At 61.7% G+C, this 18,751-nt stretch carries 19 protein-coding genes and 1 tRNA gene; 3 read left to right on the top strand and 17 right to left on the bottom strand.

Annotated elements, in window-relative coordinates; genetic code table 11:
* Window positions 1-32 precede the first annotated feature (32 nt).
* The 16 genes from truB to MRX98_RS11205 form a co-directional block, all read right to left on the bottom strand.
* A complete protein-coding gene (gene truB / locus MRX98_RS11280) occupies window positions 33-956 on the bottom strand; it encodes a tRNA pseudouridine(55) synthase TruB (protein WP_246907583.1) in 924 nt (307 codons plus the stop codon).
* The gene (locus tag MRX98_RS11275) at window positions 941-1,942 is read right to left on the bottom strand and encodes a DHH family phosphoesterase (RefSeq protein WP_246907581.1); all 1,002 of its coding nucleotides are present in this window, start codon (window positions 1,940-1,942) and stop codon (window positions 941-943) included. Before MRX98_RS11275 ends, truB begins: the two co-directional genes overlap by 16 nt.
* On the bottom strand, window positions 1,923-2,285 hold the full coding sequence (rbfA, locus tag MRX98_RS11270) for a 30S ribosome-binding factor RbfA (RefSeq protein WP_246907578.1): 363 nt from the start codon (window positions 2,283-2,285) through the stop codon (window positions 1,923-1,925). The genes MRX98_RS11275 and rbfA overlap by 20 nt, the downstream gene beginning before the upstream one ends.
* 5 nt (window positions 2,286-2,290) lie before the next feature.
* Window positions 2,291-2,608 (bottom strand): DUF503 domain-containing protein, encoded by a 318-nt coding sequence (locus MRX98_RS11265; RefSeq protein WP_246907575.1) that lies wholly within the window; start codon window positions 2,606-2,608, stop codon window positions 2,291-2,293.
* Window positions 2,608-5,433 carry a translation initiation factor IF-2 gene (gene infB / locus MRX98_RS11260; RefSeq protein ID WP_246907572.1) on the bottom strand — a complete coding sequence of 942 codons (2,826 nt, stop codon included), beginning with the start codon at window positions 5,431-5,433 and terminating at the stop codon, window positions 2,608-2,610. The genes MRX98_RS11265 and infB overlap by 1 nt, the downstream gene beginning before the upstream one ends.
* Window positions 5,434-5,482: 49 nt before the next feature.
* A complete protein-coding gene (nusA, locus tag MRX98_RS11255) occupies window positions 5,483-6,943 on the bottom strand; it encodes a transcription termination factor NusA (RefSeq protein WP_425523882.1) in 1,461 nt (486 codons plus the stop codon).
* Window positions 6,943-7,458 (bottom strand): ribosome maturation factor RimP, encoded by a 516-nt coding sequence (locus MRX98_RS11250; protein WP_246907566.1) that lies wholly within the window; start codon window positions 7,456-7,458, stop codon window positions 6,943-6,945. Before MRX98_RS11250 ends, nusA begins: the two co-directional genes overlap by 1 nt.
* A 189-nt stretch (window positions 7,459-7,647) precedes the next feature.
* Window positions 7,648-7,723: transfer RNA gene (locus MRX98_RS11245), tRNA-Gly, on the bottom strand.
* A gap of 78 nt (window positions 7,724-7,801) precedes the next feature.
* Window positions 7,802-8,149 (bottom strand): MerR family transcriptional regulator, encoded by a 348-nt coding sequence (locus MRX98_RS11240; protein ID WP_246907553.1) that lies wholly within the window; start codon window positions 8,147-8,149, stop codon window positions 7,802-7,804.
* A 281-nt stretch (window positions 8,150-8,430) separates the two neighbouring features.
* Complete coding sequence (pheT, locus tag MRX98_RS11235) at window positions 8,431-10,845, bottom strand: phenylalanine--tRNA ligase subunit beta (protein ID WP_246907550.1); 2,415 nt, start codon at window positions 10,843-10,845, stop codon at window positions 8,431-8,433.
* Between the two features lie 12 nt (window positions 10,846-10,857).
* Window positions 10,858-11,865 carry a phenylalanine--tRNA ligase subunit alpha gene (gene pheS / locus MRX98_RS11230; RefSeq protein ID WP_425523881.1) on the bottom strand — a complete coding sequence of 336 codons (1,008 nt, stop codon included), beginning with the start codon at window positions 11,863-11,865 and terminating at the stop codon, window positions 10,858-10,860.
* 103 nt (window positions 11,866-11,968) lie between these two features.
* Complete coding sequence (gene rplT, locus MRX98_RS11225; protein ID WP_246907540.1) at window positions 11,969-12,319, bottom strand: 50S ribosomal protein L20; 351 nt, start codon at window positions 12,317-12,319, stop codon at window positions 11,969-11,971.
* Window positions 12,320-12,330: 11 nt separating this feature from the next.
* A complete protein-coding gene (gene rpmI / locus MRX98_RS11220) occupies window positions 12,331-12,528 on the bottom strand; it encodes a 50S ribosomal protein L35 (RefSeq protein ID WP_246907537.1) in 198 nt (65 codons plus the stop codon).
* A 205-nt stretch (window positions 12,529-12,733) separates the two neighbouring features.
* Entirely contained in the window at window positions 12,734-13,222 is a 489-nt protein-coding gene (gene infC, locus MRX98_RS11215; protein ID WP_246907534.1) for a translation initiation factor IF-3, read from the bottom strand.
* Window positions 13,223-13,507: 285 nt separating this feature from the next.
* Window positions 13,508-14,017, bottom strand: a complete 510-nt coding sequence (locus MRX98_RS11210) for a nucleoside deaminase (protein WP_246907528.1) — start codon at window positions 14,015-14,017, stop codon at window positions 13,508-13,510.
* 86 nt (window positions 14,018-14,103) lie between these two features.
* Window positions 14,104-14,652 carry a type I restriction enzyme HsdR N-terminal domain-containing protein gene (locus MRX98_RS11205; RefSeq protein WP_246907525.1) on the bottom strand — a complete coding sequence of 183 codons (549 nt, stop codon included), beginning with the start codon at window positions 14,650-14,652 and terminating at the stop codon, window positions 14,104-14,106.
* Window positions 14,653-14,870: 218 nt separating this feature from the next.
* On the opposite strand from MRX98_RS11205, the gene MRX98_RS11200 reads away from it, so the two are divergent.
* The 3 genes from MRX98_RS11200 to MRX98_RS11190 are packed head-to-tail and all read left to right on the top strand — an operon-like array spanning window position 14,871 to window position 17,307.
* Window positions 14,871-15,926: a deoxyguanosinetriphosphate triphosphohydrolase gene (locus MRX98_RS11200; RefSeq protein WP_246907522.1), complete on the top strand. Its 1,056-nt coding sequence runs from the start codon at window positions 14,871-14,873 to the stop codon at window positions 15,924-15,926.
* Between the two features lie 9 nt (window positions 15,927-15,935).
* Window positions 15,936-16,511: a YkgJ family cysteine cluster protein gene (locus MRX98_RS11195; protein ID WP_246907497.1), complete on the top strand. Its 576-nt coding sequence runs from the start codon at window positions 15,936-15,938 to the stop codon at window positions 16,509-16,511.
* A 10-nt stretch (window positions 16,512-16,521) separates the two neighbouring features.
* The gene (locus MRX98_RS11190; RefSeq protein WP_246907483.1) at window positions 16,522-17,307 is read left to right on the top strand and encodes a YkgJ family cysteine cluster protein; all 786 of its coding nucleotides are present in this window, start codon (window positions 16,522-16,524) and stop codon (window positions 17,305-17,307) included.
* Between the two features lie 274 nt (window positions 17,308-17,581).
* Here MRX98_RS11190 and amrB read toward each other — a convergent pair whose 3' ends face one another.
* Window positions 17,582-18,448 (bottom strand): AmmeMemoRadiSam system protein B, encoded by an 867-nt coding sequence (amrB, locus tag MRX98_RS11185; protein WP_246907480.1) that lies wholly within the window; start codon window positions 18,446-18,448, stop codon window positions 17,582-17,584.
* Window positions 18,449-18,751 lie beyond the last annotated feature (303 nt).

Here is an 18,751-nt window from a genome sequence, read left to right as displayed (position 1 = left end):
TTTTTTTCAACTGCTGCGGATTTTGCCCTGAATTAATTAAAAACACAACAATAATTGTAACGATCCCCCTGTTCGGCCGCTTGCACCACCGCTTTGAGGGTGCCGTGGGCATCGACCACCTTGATGGGCGTGGTGGCCGGTGCATCGGAAGCGCAGCGAAGAGCCCCGTCCAACAAGGCTTCCCGTGAAAGGGGGCGTCCCCGGGCGATATGTTCCAGCAACGCCGTCCCCGCTTCGCAAGCGGGCAGGCTGCGCAACGCTTCGGCCATGGGCACCACCAGGGCGCGCCAGGTACCGTCGTTCACGGCCGCTTCCAGACGCTCCAGGCAGACCGCCTCGGCAATGGTGAAACCGCTGCCGGCCGTGCGGCGCAAAGCGGCCAGGTGTCCCCCGCATCCCAACGCCTGGCCGATATCGTGGCACAGCGTGCGCACGTAAGTGCCGGCCGAACACGTTACGGCGAAACGCACGGTCGGCAAAGACATCTCCAGGATGCGCAAGCGGCCGATGGTGATCCGCCGTGGCGCCTTGGCCACCGGACGGCCCTGGCGCGCCAAGCGGTAAAGCGGCACGCCCTGGTGTTTCAAGGCGGCGAACACTGGCGGTTGCTGCATTTGCACGCCCTCGAAACGGGCGAACACCTCGGCCAGTGTTTCCCTATACAAAGGCGGTACCGCTTGCCGGGACACCACCTGGCCGGTGGCATCCTGGGTGTCGGTCGTCGACCCAAGGTGCAATACCGCTTCGTACCCCTTCTCGCCGTGTAAAAAAAACCTTGCCAGGCGTGTCGCCTGGTTGAGGCAACACGGCAAAACCCCGGTGGCGAAAGGGTCAAGGGTGCCGGTATGCCCCACCTTGGCGGCGCCGGTAATCTTTTTGACCCGGGCCACGACCCTGGCCGACGACAGGCCCGCCGGCTTGTCGATCACCACGATACCGTTCACGGACCGGCACATAACTCGGGATCGGTGCACGCCAGTCCCATGAGCTGTTGCTTGAGTTCGGGCAGCGTGGCTTCGATGGAAAACCCCGATGCGCTCGTATGCCCGCCGCCCCCGTACTGCGCGGCGATGCGGGCCACATCCACCGTTCCGTCGGAACGCAGACTGACGTGAAACTGTGATCGCCCCTTGCCGCGGGCGCCGTTGTCCGGACCGCCCAGTTCATGGATCAGCGCCGCCACCTTGATATCTTCGATGCGACGGGCGTAGTTGATCAATCCGTCGATATCCTCCGCCTGGGTGCGGGTTTCCCGCAACATCCGCTGGGTCAAGGTCATGACGGACACCTTGCCGTTGGGCGCGATTTCAAGGGAGTCCAGGGCCAGATTGAGCAGCTTGATGCGCCCCAGGGAGTAGGTGCCGTACACGTGTTGGGCCACTTCATAGGGGTTGGCGCCCCGGCTGATCATCGCTTCGCAAATGGCGAAGGCCGCCCGGTTGGTGTTGGAAAACCGAAACGATCCGGTATCGGTCAAAATCCCGGTGTAGATGGCGGTGGCCATGGCGCAATCGATCTTGACCGGCATGCGTTGGATGATGCGGTGGATGATCTCGGCCGTGGCGCAGGCCGCCTCGTCCACCAGACTCAGATGACCGAAGCGGGTGTTGGTCACGTGGTGATCGATATTGATCAGCAAAGGGGCCTGCCGGATGTGGGCCGCCGCCTGGCCGACCCGCTCGATGTCGCCGCAATCGAGAACGATGGCCACATCAAAAGCCATTTCCGGATCGATGTGCGGCACGATGGTGTGCACCGAGGGCAAAAAGCGGTAAACCGCTGGAATGGGGCTTTCATTGAACAGGTGGACCGTCTTGCCCATGGCCCGCAGGGCCAGCCCGGTGGCCAACAAAGAGCCGATGGCATCGCCGTCCGGATGGGTGTGCGAGGCCACCAGAAAGTTCCGGTGGCGCTCGATCTGTTCAATGATGGTCGGAATCATCCTGTTTCACCGCTTTGAGCAACTGTTCGATCCGCGTGGCGTAGTCGATGGAACCGTCGTAATAAAAACGAAGGTCCGGCATATAGCGCAAAGTGAGCCGCTGGGCAAGCTCCCGTTTGAGAAAACCGCGTGCCCGCTCGAACCCGTCCAGGGCGTCCTGGCGGGAGGCCTCGCCCGCCGGGGTGCAAAAATAGACTTTGGCCAGCCGCAGGTCGCGGCTCATCTTGACGCCGGTGATGGTGGCACCCGCCAGGCGCGGATCGCTGATCTGCTTGTGCAACAGTTCGGCCACCACTTGTTGGATCAGACCGCCGACGCGGTCAGCGCGGGAAAAAGGCTTCATGGTATTTATAAATGGAAGATCTCCATCTCCGTATCGATGATTTCGGCCAGGCCCAACCCATCCACGAAATTGATCAGCTTGTCCATCTTGGCATTGATCACCTGATGGTCCGGGCCGACCAAGGCGAACCCGATTCGGGCGCGCTGGTGGATGTCGTTGGCGCCCACTTCCGCCACTGCGGCGTTGAAGTGGTTGCGCATTTGGCCGATGATGGACCGCACGACGCTGCGTTTGGCTTTCAGCGACCGGCAGTCATGCAGCCGGAAGGTCAACACACCATAGCCCACCGCCATGTGCGGCTGGGCCGAGGATCGTTTGGGCATTACTCCACTTCCGGGCGAATCTCTTCAATGTAATAGGTTTCTATGATGTCGCCCACCTTGATGTCATTGTAGTTCTCCAGGCCGATACCGCATTCGTAACCGCTCTGGACCTCCTTGGCGTCATCCTTGTACCGTTTCAGGGAGCTGTTCTTGCCGTCGTAGATCACGACACCGTCGCGCAGCAAGCGGGTGAGCTTGCCCCGTTCGATCTTGCCGTCGGTCACATAGCAGCCGGCGATGGCACCCACCTTGGGCACATGGAACACCTCGCGCACTTCGGCACGACCGACAAAGCGCTCTTCGAAGGTGGACTTCATCAGCCCCACGATGGCATCTTTGATCTCTTTGATCACATTGTAGATGATATTGTGGTACCGGATGTCCACGTTCTCTTCATTGGCCATATCCTGGACTTTGGGGTTGGGGCGCACGTTGAAGCCGATGATGATGGCCTCGGAAACCGCCGCCAGGGAGATGTCCGATTCGGTGATGGTGCCGGTGGCCGCATGCATGACATTGATGGCCACCTCTTCGTTGGACAGCTTGACCAGCGAGTCGCGGATGGCCTCCATGGACCCGTCCACGTCGGCCTTGATGATCACGTTCAGTTCCTTGACCTCGCCCTCCTGCATCCGCTCGTACAGCTTGTCCAGGCTCAGGCGGCTGGTTTTGGCCAGCTCCTTGGCGCGCTGTTTCTGGAAACGATGCTGGCCGACCTGCTTGGCGTCCTTTTCATCCTTGAGGGCCACCATTTCGTCACCGGCCATGGGCACGCCCGACAGGCCGATCAGTTCCACCGGGTGGGACGGACCGGCCTGGTCCACTTTCCGGCCGCGATCATCGATCAGAGCGCGCACCTTGCCGTGGTGCACCCCGCAGACCACCGGGTCGCCGGTTTTCAGGGTGCCTTCCTTGACCAGCACCGTGGCCACCGGTCCGCGGCCGGAGTCCAGCTTGGCTTCCACCACATGGCCCGATGCCAGCTTGTCCGGGTTGGCTTTGAGTTCCAGCACTTCGGCCTGGAGCAGGATCATCTCCATCAATTCGTCGATGCCGGTCTCCTGCTTGGCCGATACATGCACGAAGATGGTGTCGCCGCCCCACGCTTCGGGGGTGACGCCGATTTCGGCCAGTTGCCGTTGCACGCGGTCCGGATCGGCATCCGGTTTGTCCATCTTGTTGACGGCCACGATCACCGGCACCTTGGCGGCCTTGGCATGGTTGATGGCCTCCACCGTCTGCGGCATGACCCCGTCGTCGGCCGCCACCACCAGAATGACGATGTCGGTGATGTGGGCGCCGCGGGAGCGCATGGCGGAGAAGGCTTCATGGCCCGGCGTGTCCAGAAAGGCGATGTGGCCCTTGTCGGTGGACACCAGGTAGGCACCGATGTGTTGGGTGATGCCGCCGGCTTCGCCCGCGGTCACCCGCGATTTGCGGATCACATCCAGCAGCGACGTTTTGCCGTGGTCCACGTGGCCCATGATCGTGACCACCGGCGGGCGGTGGCTCAAGTTTTCGGGATCGTCCGGTTGAGCGGTATGCAAAATGGTCTCCTCTTCGAAGGCGGCCTTTTCCACTTCGTAGCCGAATTCGGCCGCCACCAGGGTGGCGGTGTCGAAGTCGATGGTTTGGTTGACCGTCACCATCACGCCGTTGGACATCAGGCGGGCGATCATTTCACCGGCCTTGATGCCCATGCGCTTGGCCAGGTCGGACAGCACGATGGTGTCATCGATCCGTATCCGCCGTTTGATGGCTTTGGCGGTGGTGATTTGGGTTTTCTGGGTCGCGGGCATCGATTTGGCTTTGCCGCCCTTGCGGCCCTTACGACCCTTGCCCCGATCCGAATAGAGATCGGCCCCCTCGACCACCTCTTTCTTGCGAAAGGAGATTTTCTTTTTGAGGAATTTCTTGTCCTGGCTCTCCTCTTCGACCTCCGTCTTCTTTTTTCCCTTTTTCTTGGGCCGATCGGATTTGGGCGCCTCGGTTTCCACCATGGCCGCGGGCGCGGTCGGCACCTCGGGCTCGGGCTCGGACTCGGGAGGTGCCGGTGGGCGTTCGGGCAGTTTGATGATCTTGGCCGCCGCCTCTTTTTTCTTCTTCTTGGCCTTGGGCTTGGGCGCTTCTTCCTTGGCGGCCGGCACTTCGGCGGACGTCTCCGACGCCTCAGGGGATTCGACGGATTCTACGGGCGCAACGGGTTCGGTGGTCTCGGTGGGTGTCGTTTCCGAGACGGGCGCCTCCACTTCCGTTTCCGTCGGCAATGTCTCCGCAGGGGGTTCCGGCGCTTCTGCCGATGGGGTTTCGGGAGCGGCTTCAGACGGTTCCTGGACCGGTTCAGCGGCTTCGGGTACGGGGGGGCGGGCGATCACGCGCGCGGCCGTTTCTTCTTTCTTCCTACGGACCGATTTCGCGGCCGGCTTCTCGGAAGGCGTTGCTTCCTCGGTGGCCGGCGTCTCGGCCGTTTCTTCACTCGGTGCCTCGGCGGCAGCCGGGGGTTCCGCCGGCGCCTCGGCCGTGGTCTCCGTGCCGGTTGCCGTTTCCGCCGGGGCTTCGGTTTCGGCCGCAGCGGGTGTATCCGGCTCGGCTTCCATGGCTTTGCGCCGGCGTCGAATAACAGTGGGCTTGACCCGCTTTTCTTCCAAATCAGGCTCGGGGCCGCCTTGGACCAGTTGGCGGATTTTGGCCTCGTGGGTTTCGTCCAAGGCGCTCATGTGGGAGTTCAGACCCAGGTCGAGCGAGCTGATCTTTTCAAGCAGGTCCTTATTGGTCATGTTGAGCTCTCGTGCCAGCTCGTATACTCTTTTCTTGGGTTGTGTCATCCATCCCCCTTACGTGATTGGCGTGGCCGTTTCCCGGTTCCGCATGCGGCTATTCTTGGGACGGCATTGTCGTCGTGTCCGAGTCGTCCGGTGCGGGGTCGTCTTCCTCCGCGGGTGCCGCGTCAATGGCCTCCGCCGGCGCGATTGCCGTACCGTCCTCTTCGGCCGCGGCGGCGGTGTCATCGGCGGCCGGCGCCTCCTCGGCGATGACCGCTTCCGCCGCAGCCGCTTCGGCCGCGGCAGCTTCGGCTGCGGCCGCTTCCGCCTCTTCGGCCGCCGTCGTCTTGAGGGCCAATTGGGCGTTGGCGATCAGCTGGCGGGCTTTTTCGGCGCCGATGCCGCGAATCTCGACCAGATCGTCAATATCGGCATTGGCCAGCTCCTCGGCCGAGTATAAACCCTTTTCAAAAAGGGCGTCGGCCAGGCTGATGCCCACGCCGCTGATTTGCACCAGGGAGTTGTAGCCGCTCTGCATGGTCTGGTTGTATTGGGTCTCGCTGACCACATCCAGGTGCCAACCGGTCAGCTTGGAGGCCAGGCGGACATTCTGTCCCCGTTTGCCGATGGCCACCGAAAGGAATTCGTCGGGCACGATCACCTCCATGGAACGATCCTCCTCGTCGATGATCACCCTCGATATTTCGGCCGGCGCCAGGGCGTTGCACACGAACTTGGCCGCATCCACATGCCATGGAATGATGTCGATCTTCTCGCCCCGCAACTCCTGCACCACGTTCTGCACCCGGCTGCCCTTCATGCCCACGCAGGCCCCCACCGGATCGATGTCCGAATCCTGGGAAGACACGGCGATCTTGGCCCTGCTGCCGGGTTCCCTGGCCGCTCCTCTGATTTCCACGATGCCTTCGGCGATTTCGGGCACTTCGGTCTTGAACAGCATGACCAGAAAGTCGGGGTGGGTGCGGGTCAGCACCACCTGGGGTCCCCGGCTTTCGTAGAGCACGTCCAAGATCAGCGCCCGGACGCGGTCCCCCCTCCGGTAGCTTTCCCGCGGCACCTGTTCACGTACCGGCAACGCCGCCTCGGTGGCGCCCAGGTTGACGATCAGATCGCCGCGATCGAAGCGTTGCACGATGCCGTTGATGATCTCTCCCTTGCGGTCGATGAAATTGGTGTAGACCGCATCCCGCTCGGCGTCTTTGAGTTTCTGAATGATCACCTGTTTGGCGGACTGGGCGGCGATTCGACCGAAAGAGGCCGCATCCATCTTGGTGCCCAGGCTGTCGCCCACTTCGCATTCCGGATCCAGCGTGCGCCCCTCTTCCAAGGTGATCTGCAAATCGGGTTCATCGATCTGTTCCACCACCTCCTTGAACTGAAACACCTCGATTTCACCGGTTTCTTCGTTGTAGTTTGCTTCGATATCGATCTTGGCACCATATTTTTTGCGTGCGGCGGAGCGCAGAGCCTCTTCCAGGGCTTGGATCAGAATCTGCCGGTCGATTCCTTTGTCCCGGCTGACTTGATCCACAACGCGTTTAATGTCTGACATCAACATGGGTTTTCTCCATTCGGTTGTATAAGGTGCGCCTTGACGATTTCGGCAAACACAATATCCACCACTTGATTATCGACCACCATTTGGATGGCGGGCCCCCGCACGCCTTGCAGCGTGCCGGTGAAATTCTTACGCCCGTTGATCGGGCGGGCGATGCGCACCCTGGCCCGGCAGCCCTGAAAACGTTCGAAATCGCTCAATCGTCCCAGAGGCCGCTGTTCGCCGGGGGAAGAGACCTCCAACCGATAGGCGCCTTCCAGTGCCAAACCGACATCCAGCAGGTCGCTCAATTGCCGGCTGACGGTGGCGCAATCGCCCAACGTAACCCCCCCTGGCTTATCCAGATAGAGCCGCAGGGTTCGTCCGCCGGGCTCCCGCTGAAACGCCACATGCACCAATTCCATGCCTTCGGCGCGGCACAGGGGTTCGGCCAACCGCCAAACCTGCGGTATGACGGGGTTGGTGCCGCCGATTACGGTCTGCCTATCATTGTCTCGCGGGTCCGTCATGACCGTTGCGCTCCCGGCGAAAAAACAAAAACGGGCATGAAGCCCGTTCCCGTAAAGTAGATCGTTGACGACCTGAAATATGCGAATCCGCTAACTGGAACCCATCATCTGAAACATGCGCCGCAACATTTCCGGCACTGCATCTACTTTACTAAGTTCGGCTCAGATGACATTCCGGACTTAAAATGGTGGAGCGGGCAACGAGATTCGAACTCGCGACACCAAGCTTGGGAAGCTTGTACTCTACCAGCTGAGCTATGCCCGCTTACCAAGGCCCTTATATAAGGCAAGGCCAAAGGGATGTCAACAGCTATTGTACAGGGGGCAAAGGGGTTGTCTGCGGTCAAGAATCCAACAGATTCCGGAGGGCTTTGAGTTCGGCGAAGACCTGGCGCAGCAGCTCCTTGTCGGTGGGTGGCGGCGGGGCTGCTTGGTCGGTGGCGGTTTGCAGGTATTGGCGCGCGCCTTTGATGGTGAAGCGGCGGTCGTAGAGCAGATGTTTGATGGTCAGAATCAGCTCCACGTCACTTTTGCGATAGCGCCGTTGGCCGGCTTCGGTGCGCTTGGGGCGGATGCGTCCGAATTGATTTTGCCAGAAGCGCAACACGGAGGTGGGCACCCCGGTGATTCGGCTCACTTCACCGATGCGGAAAAAGAGCTTGTCGGGAATTTTGGGCGCTTCAGGGTGCATTGATCAACCCCCTCGGGTGGTTCGCAGGCGGGGCGGTCATGCCATCCGGCGGTGTGTGAGCGGCGCTATCTACCACTGGCCTTTGCGGCCCGAATCTATTGTTCTGCGTATCCCCGGGCCGCGGCAAAACGGTGATCCGCCATCGCGCAGCGCTGCCGCCGATCAATCGGCGGCCTACCTATTCAAATTGGCAGAATACCATCGCTTAACACTTAACACTTAAAACTTAAAACTGAATTTCCTCATATAACACGAAAAACGCCTCTCTGACAGCCCTGTGGTTACGTCGGCAAATCGGCCTTGAAGCGCTGCACCAGGTGGTCGGTGATGGCCTTGTGCAATTGGTTGACCGCTTCGTCGGCCAGGGTGGCTTCGGAGGAACGGTAAACGATGCGCAGCGAGAGGCTCTTGCGTCCTTCGGGAATGGGTTTGCCCGCGAACAGATCGAACAACTGCACAGCCTCCACCAGGGGCTCGTTCATCTGTCGCACCGCTTCCAGGATGCTGTCGCTTTCCAGTTCCCGATCCACGATCAGGGTGGCATCCCGGGCGGTGGCGGGGAAGCGGGGCAGGGGGCTTGCTTGCAGCCGATCGGGAATATGGGCCACCAGCGCCGGCAGATCGATCTCGAAGAGGTAGGCCGTCTGCCGCAGATCGTAGGCGTCGGCCACCGCCGGGTGCAACTGACCGATCAGGCCGATGGGCCGGTCGTTCACCATGATGCGGCCGCTGGCGCCCGGCCGGGTGAAGGTGCACCGGTCGTCGGTCAGGCGGGTGAAAGACACCGGGGCCACGTGCAAACCGGCCAACAACCCTTCCATCGCGCCCTTCAAGTCATAGAAGTCGCAGGGCTCCGGTTTGCCGTACCATCCCGGCGGGGTGCGGTCGCCGGTCCACAAACCGGCCAGCACGTCGCTCTCCTCCGGTTGGGCGCTGTCGCCGCGGCTGATGAAGATCTTACCGATTTCAAACAGTTTGAGGTTGCGCGATTGCCGTGCGAGGTTGTGCCCCATGGTTTGCAACAGTCCGGGCACCAGGCTGGTGCGCATGACGGCCTGATCCTCGGTCAGTGGATTGAGGATCCCCAAAGCGTTGCGGCGCGGGTCGTCGTCGGGCAATCGCAACCGGCGCGCGGCGTCGGCGTGGACGAAGCTGTAGGTGATGATTTCGTTGAACCCCATGCCCGTCAGCAGGCGACGGATGCGCCGGCGCCGCGTCACCAGGGACGGGGTGGGGCGCGCATCGGGCGGGATGGCGGGATAAGTGACCGGGATCCGGTCGTAGCCGGCCCGCCGCGCCACCTCCTCCATCAGGTCCTCGGGGCGGCTCACATCCACGCGGAAACTGGGGGCCGTTACCGTCAGGATATCCTGCCGGGGTCCGTTCACTTCGAATTCGATGGATGCCAACAGACCTCCCATGGTCTCGCCGTCCAGGTCGGTGCCGAGCACCCGGTTGGTGGCGGCCACGCTCAGCGAGAGGGTGGCCGAGGCGGGCAGGTCGTGGGCCGCATCGATGCAACCGTCGATCATCCGCCCGCCCCCCAACTCGGTCATCAGTTGGGCCGCGCGATCAAGGGCGTAGCGGGTGCCGTGGGGATCCACGCCCCGCTCGAAACGGTGGCTGGCTTCGGTCTTGAGCCCCAGCTGCTTGGCGGTTTTACGGATGCTGATGGGGTCGAAGTAGGCGCTTTCGATCAACACGCGTGTGGTGTGGGGTTCGATCTCCGAGTTGAGGCCGCCCATGACACCGCCTACGGCCACCGGCCCGCGACCATCGCAGATCATCAACATCTCCGGGGTCAAGGTGCGCTCTTTGCCGTCCAGGGTGGTGAAGCGCTCGCCGTCACCGGCGGTGCGCACCACGATGCGCTGTTCCGCCAAGCGGTCGAAATCAAAGGCGTGCAGCGGCTGACCGGTCTCCATCAAAATGAAATTGGTGATGTCGACGATATTGTTGATGGGCCGCAGTCCCACGGAGAGCAGCCGATCCTGCAGCCAGAAGGGGGAGGGTCCCACGGTGATCTCTTCCAGCAGCCGGGCCGCATAGCGGGGGCAGTGGTCCGGCGCCTCGATGACCACGGAGGTGAGGGTGTTGATGTCGCCCCCGGCCGTCGGCAGGGCAACGGGTGCGCGGCGCAGTGGCGCCCCCTGGATGGCGGCCACTTCACGGGCGATGCCCAGAACGCTCAGGCAGTCGGGGCGGTTGGGGGTGATGCTGATTTCGAAGACGGGATCGGCAAGCCCCAAGGCCTTGTTCAGCGGGGTTCCAGGTGTCAAGCCGGCATCCAGGGCCATCAGGCCCGACCGATCGGTACCCAGCGCCAGTTCACCGTCGCTGCACAGCATGCCCGCCGAACGCCGGCCGCGGATGGTGCTTTCGGTCACTTGCGTTCCGTCGGGCAGTTGGCTGCCGGGCAGGGCAAGGGGCGCCAGCATGCCTTCGACCACATTGGGCGCGCCGCATACCACGGCGATGGTGTCGGTGCCGGTGCCGACTTGGCAGACCTTGAGATGATCGGCATCGGGATGGGGCGCCACGGCATCGATGCGGCCCACCACCACCGAGGCCAGATAGCCATAGCGGTCCTCGACCCCTTCGACCTCCAGGCCGGCCATGGTCAATTGGTGCGCCAGGGCATCGGCCGCCAGGGTCACCGTCACATAGTCATTGAGCCAGCTGAGACTAACCTTCATGGTGTGCCTTTATCAAAACTGCGCGAGAAAGCGGATATCGTTTTCGAAATATTTGCGAATGTCGTCGATGCCGTACTTGAGCATGGCGATCCGTTCGACGCCCATGCCGAAGGCGAAGCCGGTGCAGCGCGCGGTATCGTAATGGACGTTTTCCAATACCGCCGGATGGACCATGCCGGCGCCCAGGATCTCCAACCAGCCGGTCTGGGAACAGACCCGGCATCCCTCGCCGCGGCACATGACGCAGAGCATGTCCACTTCGGCGCTGGGCTCGGTGAAGGGAAAGAAACTGGGCCGGAAGCGCAGTCGGGTGCGGGGGTCGAACATTTGGTGGATGAAAGCGGTCAAGGTGCCCTTGAGATCGCCGAAGGAGATGCCTGCGTCGACCAGCAGGCCTTCCACCTGGTGGAACATGGGGGTATGGGTCAGGTCGGAATCGCAGCGATACACCTTGCCGGGCGCGATGATGCGCACGGGCGGTTGCCGCTGCTCCATCACCCGCGGCTGGGTCGGTGAGGTGTGGGTGCGCAGCACCACATCTTCCGACACATAGAAAGTGTCTTGCATGTCCCGGGCCGGATGGTTCTTGGGAATGTTGAGGGCCTCGAAGTTGTAATAATCGGTCTCCACCTCCGGCCCCTCGACCACCTCGAAACCCATGCGGGTGAAGATGTCGCAGATCTCCTGGGTGATTTGCGTGATGGGGTGCAACGTGCCGGGTACCATGGGGCGTCCGGGCAGGGAGACATCGATGCGCTCCATCCGACCGGCGGGGTCACTTTCCAAACGTTCGAGGGCCTGCCGGCAGGCCGCGTCGATCTCCTGCTTGACCGCGTTGGCCATGCGGCCGGCCTCGGGGCGCGCCTCAGGGGGCAGTTGTGCCACGGCGCGCAGCAATTGCGTCACCACGCCCTTGCGGCCCAGGTATTGGATCGACAAAGCTTGTATCGCTTCGGGCGTTTCGGCCGCCTCGATTTCCTTCATTGCCGCCGCGCGGACTTGGTCGCTGTTCTGGTCCACTGTCGTTCCGGTTCCAATGATTGAGGGTATGATGATGCGCGGCCATCATGCCTCAAGATGGCCGCATCGTGGCTGGTGCGGACGTTCCCCGAAGGGAAGGGGCCTATTTTTGCTGGGCGGCCAGCGCGGCGACTTTGGAAAACCCGGTGGGATCGGACAGTGCCAATTCAGCCAACACTTTGCGGTCCAAGGTCACGCTGGCCTTACGCAAACCGCTCATGAACTTGCTGTAGGAAATGTCGTTCATGCGGGCGGCGGCATTGATGCGCGCGATCCATAAACGCCGGAAGTCCCGCTTGCGCTGACGGCGGTCACGGTAGGCGTAGTTCAGGGCGCGATCCACGGAGTCGGCGGCTTGGCGAAACAGATTGCCCCGGCCGCCCCGGAACCCTTTGGCCAGTTTCAGCACCTTGTTGCGGCGCCGACGGGCTTTGTATCCTCTTTTGATACGCATGGTAGTCTCCTTTATCCGTTGGGCAGCAAGCGCCGCACTTCTCGCATGTCGCTGGCTTTAATCAATTGGGCCTGCCGCAAAGTCCGTTTGCGCTTGGTACTCTTTTTGGTCAAAATGTGGCTGTGGTGGGATTTGGAAAATACAAATTTCCCGCTGCCGGTTTTGCGAAACCGCTTGGCGGCCGAGCGATTGGTTTTGATTTTGGGCATTTCACTGTCTCCTGTTGGCATTCAGCGCCAAAACGGATCCCGGTGCCAATACGGTGGCCGCCGGACCGGGCACTTTATAAATACGGATGGCGCGAGCGCTGATAACCACACCGGCTCACGCCAAAAGGGTCTCTGCAACCGGTTTCGGTAGGCGCTGTCACTGGTGCATCCGGCCGTCCCGGCGACGGCGCCCCGATTCTTCCTGTTATTTCGGAGCGAGGACCATAATCATGGTTCGCCCTTCAAACTTAGGCATCTGCTCGACCACCGCAAATTCCTCCATCTCCTTGGCGATCACTTGCAACAGGTCCCGGCCCCGATCCGATAGGGCGATTTCCCGGCCCCGAAACATGACCGTCACCTTGACCTTGTCCTTGCGTTCCAGGAATTTGCGCATGTGACCCAGCTTGGTCTGCAGATCGTGGTCGCCTGTTTTGGGCCGCACCTTGATCTCTTTCACCTGGAAAGTGGTCTGCTTTTTCTTGGCCTCTTGCTGCTTCTTGGTCTGCTCGTATTTGAAGCGACCATGATCCATGATTTTGCACACCGGCGGATTGGCGGTGGGCGATACTTCCACCAAATCCAAACCGAATTCGGCCGCCGCGGCAAGGGCATCCCGGATCGGCAAAATACCCAGCTGGTTGCCGTCCGGATCGATAACGCGGACCTCTTTGACACGAATCGCCTGGTTCATGCGCACGCGTGCCGCTTGATCGTCTTTTGCGGGTTTGAAATGAGCTATGCCGACACCTCCTGATCTGATTGTTGTGTCTTGCTGTTGTGTCTTGCTGTTGTGTCTTGCGACTGCGGTCGCCGGGAACGTCGAGCCAGCCACCTGAAATCAGTCGTTATTTAATCAACCAACCCTTCAAAATCTTTCTTCAATATAGAAACGCCCCTTAAATTGCAAGCAAAAAATATAAAGGGCGGCGATTCTCCAGTTGCCCGCCGTCCCCCTGCGCAGGGCGGCATGGGGAGCTCAGCGCGGGGATTGGGCCAGTGTGTAGTGCGCCAAAAGGCTGTCGCACCAGTACCGGTTGTGGGGGTGCCTGAAAAAGGCCTGGAACAGGGACAGGCTTTCGGCCCGCCGCACGCCGGGCACCAGCCGGATGTCGTTGTCCCGATAGAGAGGCGGCAGTTGGGCGCGGTCGCAGGCCGTGCCGCCGCCCATGACGTCTTCATAGGCATACACCACGGTACCGATGCCGCCGATCAGAATCGCACCGTAACACATCAGGCAAGGCTCCAGGGTCGCATAGAGCGTCAGCCGGCGGTGATCGAGGCCATCGCCGAGGGCTTCGAGCCGTCGCAGGGCGATCATTTCCGCGTGATCCAGTTCGCTGGGTGTTGCACCGTGGGAGTTGATGCGCGTGCCTTCGGCGATGATCTCGCCGTCTAGCACCACCACGCATCCCACGGGAAAATCATCCGCCGCCAGGGCTTTGCGGGCCAACGCCAAGGCCCGGTCCATGAAACGGGCATGTTCCATCGAGCGCTTCTCCTGTTGCATGTCGGTCCGGACCCGGCATCCGGCAGCCTTACACGGTACCCCCGGCCATCGCCTGCGGTGGGGCGCTATTGCTTCGGTGCCGCGGGCCACACGCAGACATCGGTGTCGCAGGGGCAACGGTCGTCCACTTCATAGGCCATGACGATGCGGGCGGCCATGGCGGCACGGGCCGCCGGCACGGGTCGCCACTGCCAGTTCGCCAACGCTCGTTGCAGTTGTCGGCGCGAGGGGATTTGCCCCAGTCCTTGACCCAGCAGGCGACCGGTGTCGCCCGCCAGGATGTCGGCCGTTTCGCCGTTGGTCACCACTACCCGCGGCACCTGATGAGGCGCCACCAGGCGGCCCAGTGCCAGGGCCGGCCGGTGGCGGGTGGTCAGGGAGCCCGGGCCGTAATGAATCAACATGACGGTGTGTGTTTCCCGGACCACGGTGAAGGTCAGCGGCAACTGCGCCGTACGTCCTTCCACCTCGATGCGGATGGTTCGGCCGGCACGGATTTCCGATTTGGGGTATCCCTTCTCCGTCACCAGCAGCCGGGCGATTTTCTGACGGTAACGTTCGTCGTGGGTGTCGTCCAGCATCTGTCCGGAGAGAAAATCCGCCATTTGACCCATTATGAGATGATGATCGTTCATCGCATCAAGGAAATTCAAGTTGCCTGCATTTACATAATGGGATACCGTGCGGCTCTTGGCCCATCGGTAGCCGATCCCCGCGTTCCGGCTGCCCGCGGGGGGCCTTCATGGAACGCGGGGCGCAACCGTTGGGCAAGCCGGTGACGCGGGGTCCAACTTAACACTGAACCTGTAACCCTGGAAACTTTTTTTTAAGCATGACACTGCGAGAAGAGTTCGAGCGGCGTGAAGCCAACTTCATGTCGCCCCACGGCTGTTTGAGCGCCCACACCCGCGGGCGTGTCGTTCCAGAACCGGCGTGCCCCATCCGCACCGCATTCCAGGTGGACAAGGATCGCATCCTTTTCAGTAACGCCTTTCGACGCCTCAAGCTCAAGACCCAGGTGTTTCTCAATCCCTCGGGGGACGAATACCGCACCCGCCTGACCCACACGTTGGAAGTGGCCCAGATCGCCCGCACCATCGCGCGGGCCATGTTTCTGAACGAGGATTTGGCCGAAGCCATCGCCTTGGGCCACGATCTGGGCCACACCCCCTTCGGCCACGGCGGCGAACTGGTGCTCAAGGAGATCTTTTCCGAATCGTTTTCCCATCAGGCCCAGGGCGTGCGGGTGGTCCAGGTCCTTGAAAACGGCGGCCGGGGGTTGAATCTCACCTTCGAGGTGCGCGACGGCATCGTCAAGCACTCCAAGGGGTACGGCAAGATCATGCCCGACGACCCCGACGAACTGCCGCTGACCATGGAGGGCCGGGTGGTGCGGGTGGCCGACATCATGGCCTATTTGAATCACGACCTGGACGATGCGATTCGCAGCGGCGTGATCGACGCAACCGACATTCCGCCGACCTGCGTGCGGGTGCTGGGGCCGACGCATCAAGAACGGCTCATCACCATGATGACCGATCTGATCGCCACCAGCAAACCGCGGGAGGGCCGGTTGGTTTTGGATATGGGTGAGCGGGTCTACTCCGCAATGACCGAACTGCGCCAATTTCTTTACGAAAGGGTCTACCGCTCACCCACTGTGCACAACGAGTTCATCAAGGCCAAGAAAATCATGTCCGAACTCTACGCCTTTTTGTTGCAGGATGAACCGTTGCTTTCCGAGGAGTTGGCCAAAATGGGGCTGCCGGCCCTGGACAGCAATCACTGTTCCCGGGAACGGATGGTGTGCGATCTGTTGGCCTGCATGACCGATCGCTACGCGCTCTCCCTCTATGCGCGCACCTTCTTCCCGACCCAGATGCGATAGGAAACGCTCATGCCCCACGCCCTGTCCCTGCCGTCGCCCTTGGCGGCCGAACTGGCACAATTGTTCGTCCGCATGGATGCGGCCTACGGGCAAGCCGCCAGGCAGGCGGGCTTCGCGTGCCGCGGCTGTGCGCAAAACTGCTGCCGGTCCCTTTTTTTTCATTACACCCTGGCGGAATACCTTTATTTAAAGGCCGGGCTGGAAGCCTTGCCCGCAGCGGAACGGGCGACGATCCGACAACGGGCCGAAGCGATACCCGACCCCGCGGCCCCCGCCGGGGTGATGTGCCCCCTCAACGCGGCGGATCGCTGCTTGCTCTACGCCCAGCGGCCCATGATCTGCCGCCTGCACGGCATCCCCCACCGCCTGCGACGCCCCGATGGGAAACAGCAGATCGGGCAAGGGTGTGACGATTTCTATCGCCAATGCGGTAAAGGGGTACAACCCCTGCTGGATCGGACACCCCTTTACGTGGAAATGGCCCGCTTGGAACGGGCCTTGCGTGGGCGGACGGGGTACGGGGGCCGCATCCGGATGACCGTTGCGCAGATGATTCTGGCCGTTGCAAATGGGGGGCTGTTGTGAAGGGGGATCCATGAAATATCTGGATGAGGATGCATTGCAGACCTTGCAAGGGCGGGTGTTCGGGCCGGAGGAAACCTTCTCTTTTCGCTGCCACCCGGGTGTTACCTGCTTCAATCGCTGCTGTCACAACCTGAACCTGTTTCTCTATCCATACGACGTGCTGCGACTACGACAGGCCTTGGCCATCCCGTCCGACCAATTCATCGATGGATATGTGGACGTGGTGCTGCGGCCGGGCCATTTTTTCCCCGAAGTGCTGCTGCGCATGGCCGATGGGGCGGGGCAGCCCTGTATTTTTCTGAGCGCCGAAGGATGCCGGGTTTACGGGGACCGACCCCACACATGTCGTCTGTTCCCCATGGAGCAGGGTGCCCGGCTGGATGCAACCTCGGGTCGCAGTGAACCGATGCACATTTTCCGTCCCCCCGACTTTTGCCAAGGACCCGCCGAAGATCGGGTCTGGACCGTGGATGCCTATGTGCGCGACCAGGGCGCCGAGGCCTACTACCCCCTGACCCTGGCCTGGGCCGAGCTGCACCGGCGCTTCGTCGAGAATCCCTGGGGGGCCGAAGGGCCCTCCGGCGCCAAAGGCCGGATGGCCTTCATGGCGGCCTACAATCTGGACCAGTTCCGGGATTTCGTGTTCCAGAGCAGTTTCTTGAAGCGCTACAAGGTGGCCGGGGCTTTGGTGCGCCGACTGCGAAGCGACGACCACGCACTGCTCCAATTCGGCTTCGAGTGGATCAAGGTGTTCGTTTGGGGCATGCGCTCCCAACAGATCAAACCCAAAAAATAGGTCCGGATCTTCGGGAAAAAGGCGGGCGGTCGACACGGAGACGTAAAATGCCGTGGACCGGCAAGTAGGGGGACGGGACGGCCAAGGATCGACCGCCCCGCCGGCTAAAGGAAGATATATGAGACATATATCTTTAGAGACTCCCCCGCGAAGCCTCTGACCTGTTATCGGCCGCGGCAGCACGCGACTTTAGAAAAAGATTCCTGCGCCCCACCCCCGGCCCCTGCCATCCGGAAACGGATGGCAGGGGCCGCGTGCTTCAACGGTCCGCGGGTCACCCGTTGCCGCGCCCCAGCACGATGCCCGCATAGCCGACGAAGCTGTCTCGGGGACTCAAATCATGGCTGGTGGCATAGGCCACCAATTCGGCCCGGTCGGCGCCCATCCGCTTGGCGGCGGCGATGGCGGTGGCGGCCGCCCCGGCGCAGCAGGCGTTTTGATGGGTCAGGCCTTCCTCGATGACCGCTTCGGGCGCCAGGCGCAGCATGGCATCGACGGCACGTCGATCGTTTTTGTCCCGCACCCATGACAGTGCCGCGCTGCCGGTCCCTCGGGGCGTAAAGCCGTAATCGGGGCCGTAGTGGGTCAGATCGGTGGAGCCGATGACCACCAGACGTTGACCTTGATCAGCGGCCCAATCGACCACCGCCTGGCCGATGGCCAGGGCCTCGGCCCGGGGCGGCACGCCGATGGCCAGTATGCGGCCCGGATCGAGCAAATACTTGATGAAGGGCAGTTGCAATTCGATGGTGTTGTCCCGCGCGTAACGACGAGGGGTCTCTTCCTGGAACGCGAACCGTTGCATCAAGTCGCGGGCCAGCGCTTCGGCCACCGGCAGTGGTCCGAAGGGGGTTTCCCAAGCACCCATAGGCATCATGCTACTGGTGGCCCCCGGTGGCAGGTGCATGCCGAAAAGCACCACCAGGTCGGGGGGGCGGGACCCCTTGAGGCGGGCGATTACCCGGCAGGCGATGCGGCCGCTGTAATACCAGCCGGCATGCGGAACGATACCGGCGCACCATTGCCCCTGCAAGGGGCCGGTGGCCGCTTCACCCTCCAGAAACCCCTCGATCTCCGCTTCGCAGGCCGAAGCCTCGGCCGGATACCAGCTACCGGCGAAAACCGCTTTGCGTAGTTCCATGGCGGCACCTTAGTTGTGGGTATTATCCACTATGTTAATATGGGCAGGGTCGCATTGCAAGCATGTGGGCCCTGGAGGGCAGTTTTGAGTTTAAAGTTTTAAGTTAATGAATTCTATCGATTTTATAGATATTAGGAAGTTAGAGAGTGTTTGAGTTGAAAGGTTGCATTAATCGATTGTGATGGTGATCCTGCGGGATCCCCTATCAGCCGATGGCGCGCCGACCACAAAGGGTATTTTTCCACCGTAAAAGTGAAATTGTCTGTTCTCGCACGGAGGCGGGTGGGTCGGGGGGCTGGGTGC

The sequence above is a fragment of the Desulfatitalea alkaliphila genome (assembly GCF_022968795.1).
GTDB lineage: Bacteria > Desulfobacterota > Desulfobacteria > Desulfobacterales > Desulfosarcinaceae > Desulfatitalea > Desulfatitalea alkaliphila.
The sequence above is the reverse complement of the archived record's forward strand: the minus strand, read 5'-3'. Positions and strand labels throughout refer to the sequence as shown.

What these genes read in the sequence shown, in the direction of transcription:
- nusA (WP_425523882.1), bottom strand. Translation starts at nt 6,943, where the DNA reads ATGTCAGACATTAAACGCGTTGTGGATCAAGTCAGCCGGGACAAAGGA.
- MRX98_RS11240 (WP_246907553.1), bottom strand. Translation starts at nt 8,149, where the DNA reads ATGCACCCTGAAGCGCCCAAAATTCCCGACAAGCTCTTTTTCCGCATC.
- MRX98_RS11210 (WP_246907528.1), bottom strand. Translation starts at nt 14,017, where the DNA reads ATGGAACATGCCCGTTTCATGGACCGGGCCTTGGCGTTGGCCCGCAAA.
- MRX98_RS11250 (WP_246907566.1), bottom strand. Translation starts at nt 7,458, where the DNA reads ATGACGGACCCGCGAGACAATGATAGGCAGACCGTAATCGGCGGCACC.
- rpmI (WP_246907537.1), bottom strand. Translation starts at nt 12,528, where the DNA reads ATGCCCAAAATCAAAACCAATCGCTCGGCCGCCAAGCGGTTTCGCAAA.
- MRX98_RS11195 (WP_246907497.1), top strand. Translation starts at nt 15,936, where the DNA reads ATGCCCCACGCCCTGTCCCTGCCGTCGCCCTTGGCGGCCGAACTGGCA.
- infC (WP_246907534.1), bottom strand. Translation starts at nt 13,222, where the DNA reads ATGAACCAGGCGATTCGTGTCAAAGAGGTCCGCGTTATCGATCCGGAC.
- MRX98_RS11200 (WP_246907522.1), top strand. Translation starts at nt 14,871, where the DNA reads ATGACACTGCGAGAAGAGTTCGAGCGGCGTGAAGCCAACTTCATGTCG.
- MRX98_RS11205 (WP_246907525.1), bottom strand. Translation starts at nt 14,652, where the DNA reads ATGGGTCAAATGGCGGATTTTCTCTCCGGACAGATGCTGGACGACACC.
- truB (WP_246907583.1), bottom strand. Translation starts at nt 956, where the DNA reads ATGTGCCGGTCCGTGAACGGTATCGTGGTGATCGACAAGCCGGCGGGC.
- rbfA (WP_246907578.1), bottom strand. Translation starts at nt 2,285, where the DNA reads ATGAAGCCTTTTTCCCGCGCTGACCGCGTCGGCGGTCTGATCCAACAA.
- MRX98_RS11275 (WP_246907581.1), bottom strand. Translation starts at nt 1,942, where the DNA reads ATGATTCCGACCATCATTGAACAGATCGAGCGCCACCGGAACTTTCTG.
- MRX98_RS11265 (WP_246907575.1), bottom strand. Translation starts at nt 2,608, where the DNA reads ATGCCCAAACGATCCTCGGCCCAGCCGCACATGGCGGTGGGCTATGGT.
- amrB (WP_246907480.1), bottom strand. Translation starts at nt 18,448, where the DNA reads ATGGAACTACGCAAAGCGGTTTTCGCCGGTAGCTGGTATCCGGCCGAG.
- infB (WP_246907572.1), bottom strand. Translation starts at nt 5,433, where the DNA reads ATGACACAACCCAAGAAAAGAGTATACGAGCTGGCACGAGAGCTCAAC.
- MRX98_RS11190 (WP_246907483.1), top strand. Translation starts at nt 16,522, where the DNA reads ATGAAATATCTGGATGAGGATGCATTGCAGACCTTGCAAGGGCGGGTG.
- pheT (WP_246907550.1), bottom strand. Translation starts at nt 10,845, where the DNA reads ATGAAGGTTAGTCTCAGCTGGCTCAATGACTATGTGACGGTGACCCTG.
- rplT (WP_246907540.1), bottom strand. Translation starts at nt 12,319, where the DNA reads ATGCGTATCAAAAGAGGATACAAAGCCCGTCGGCGCCGCAACAAGGTG.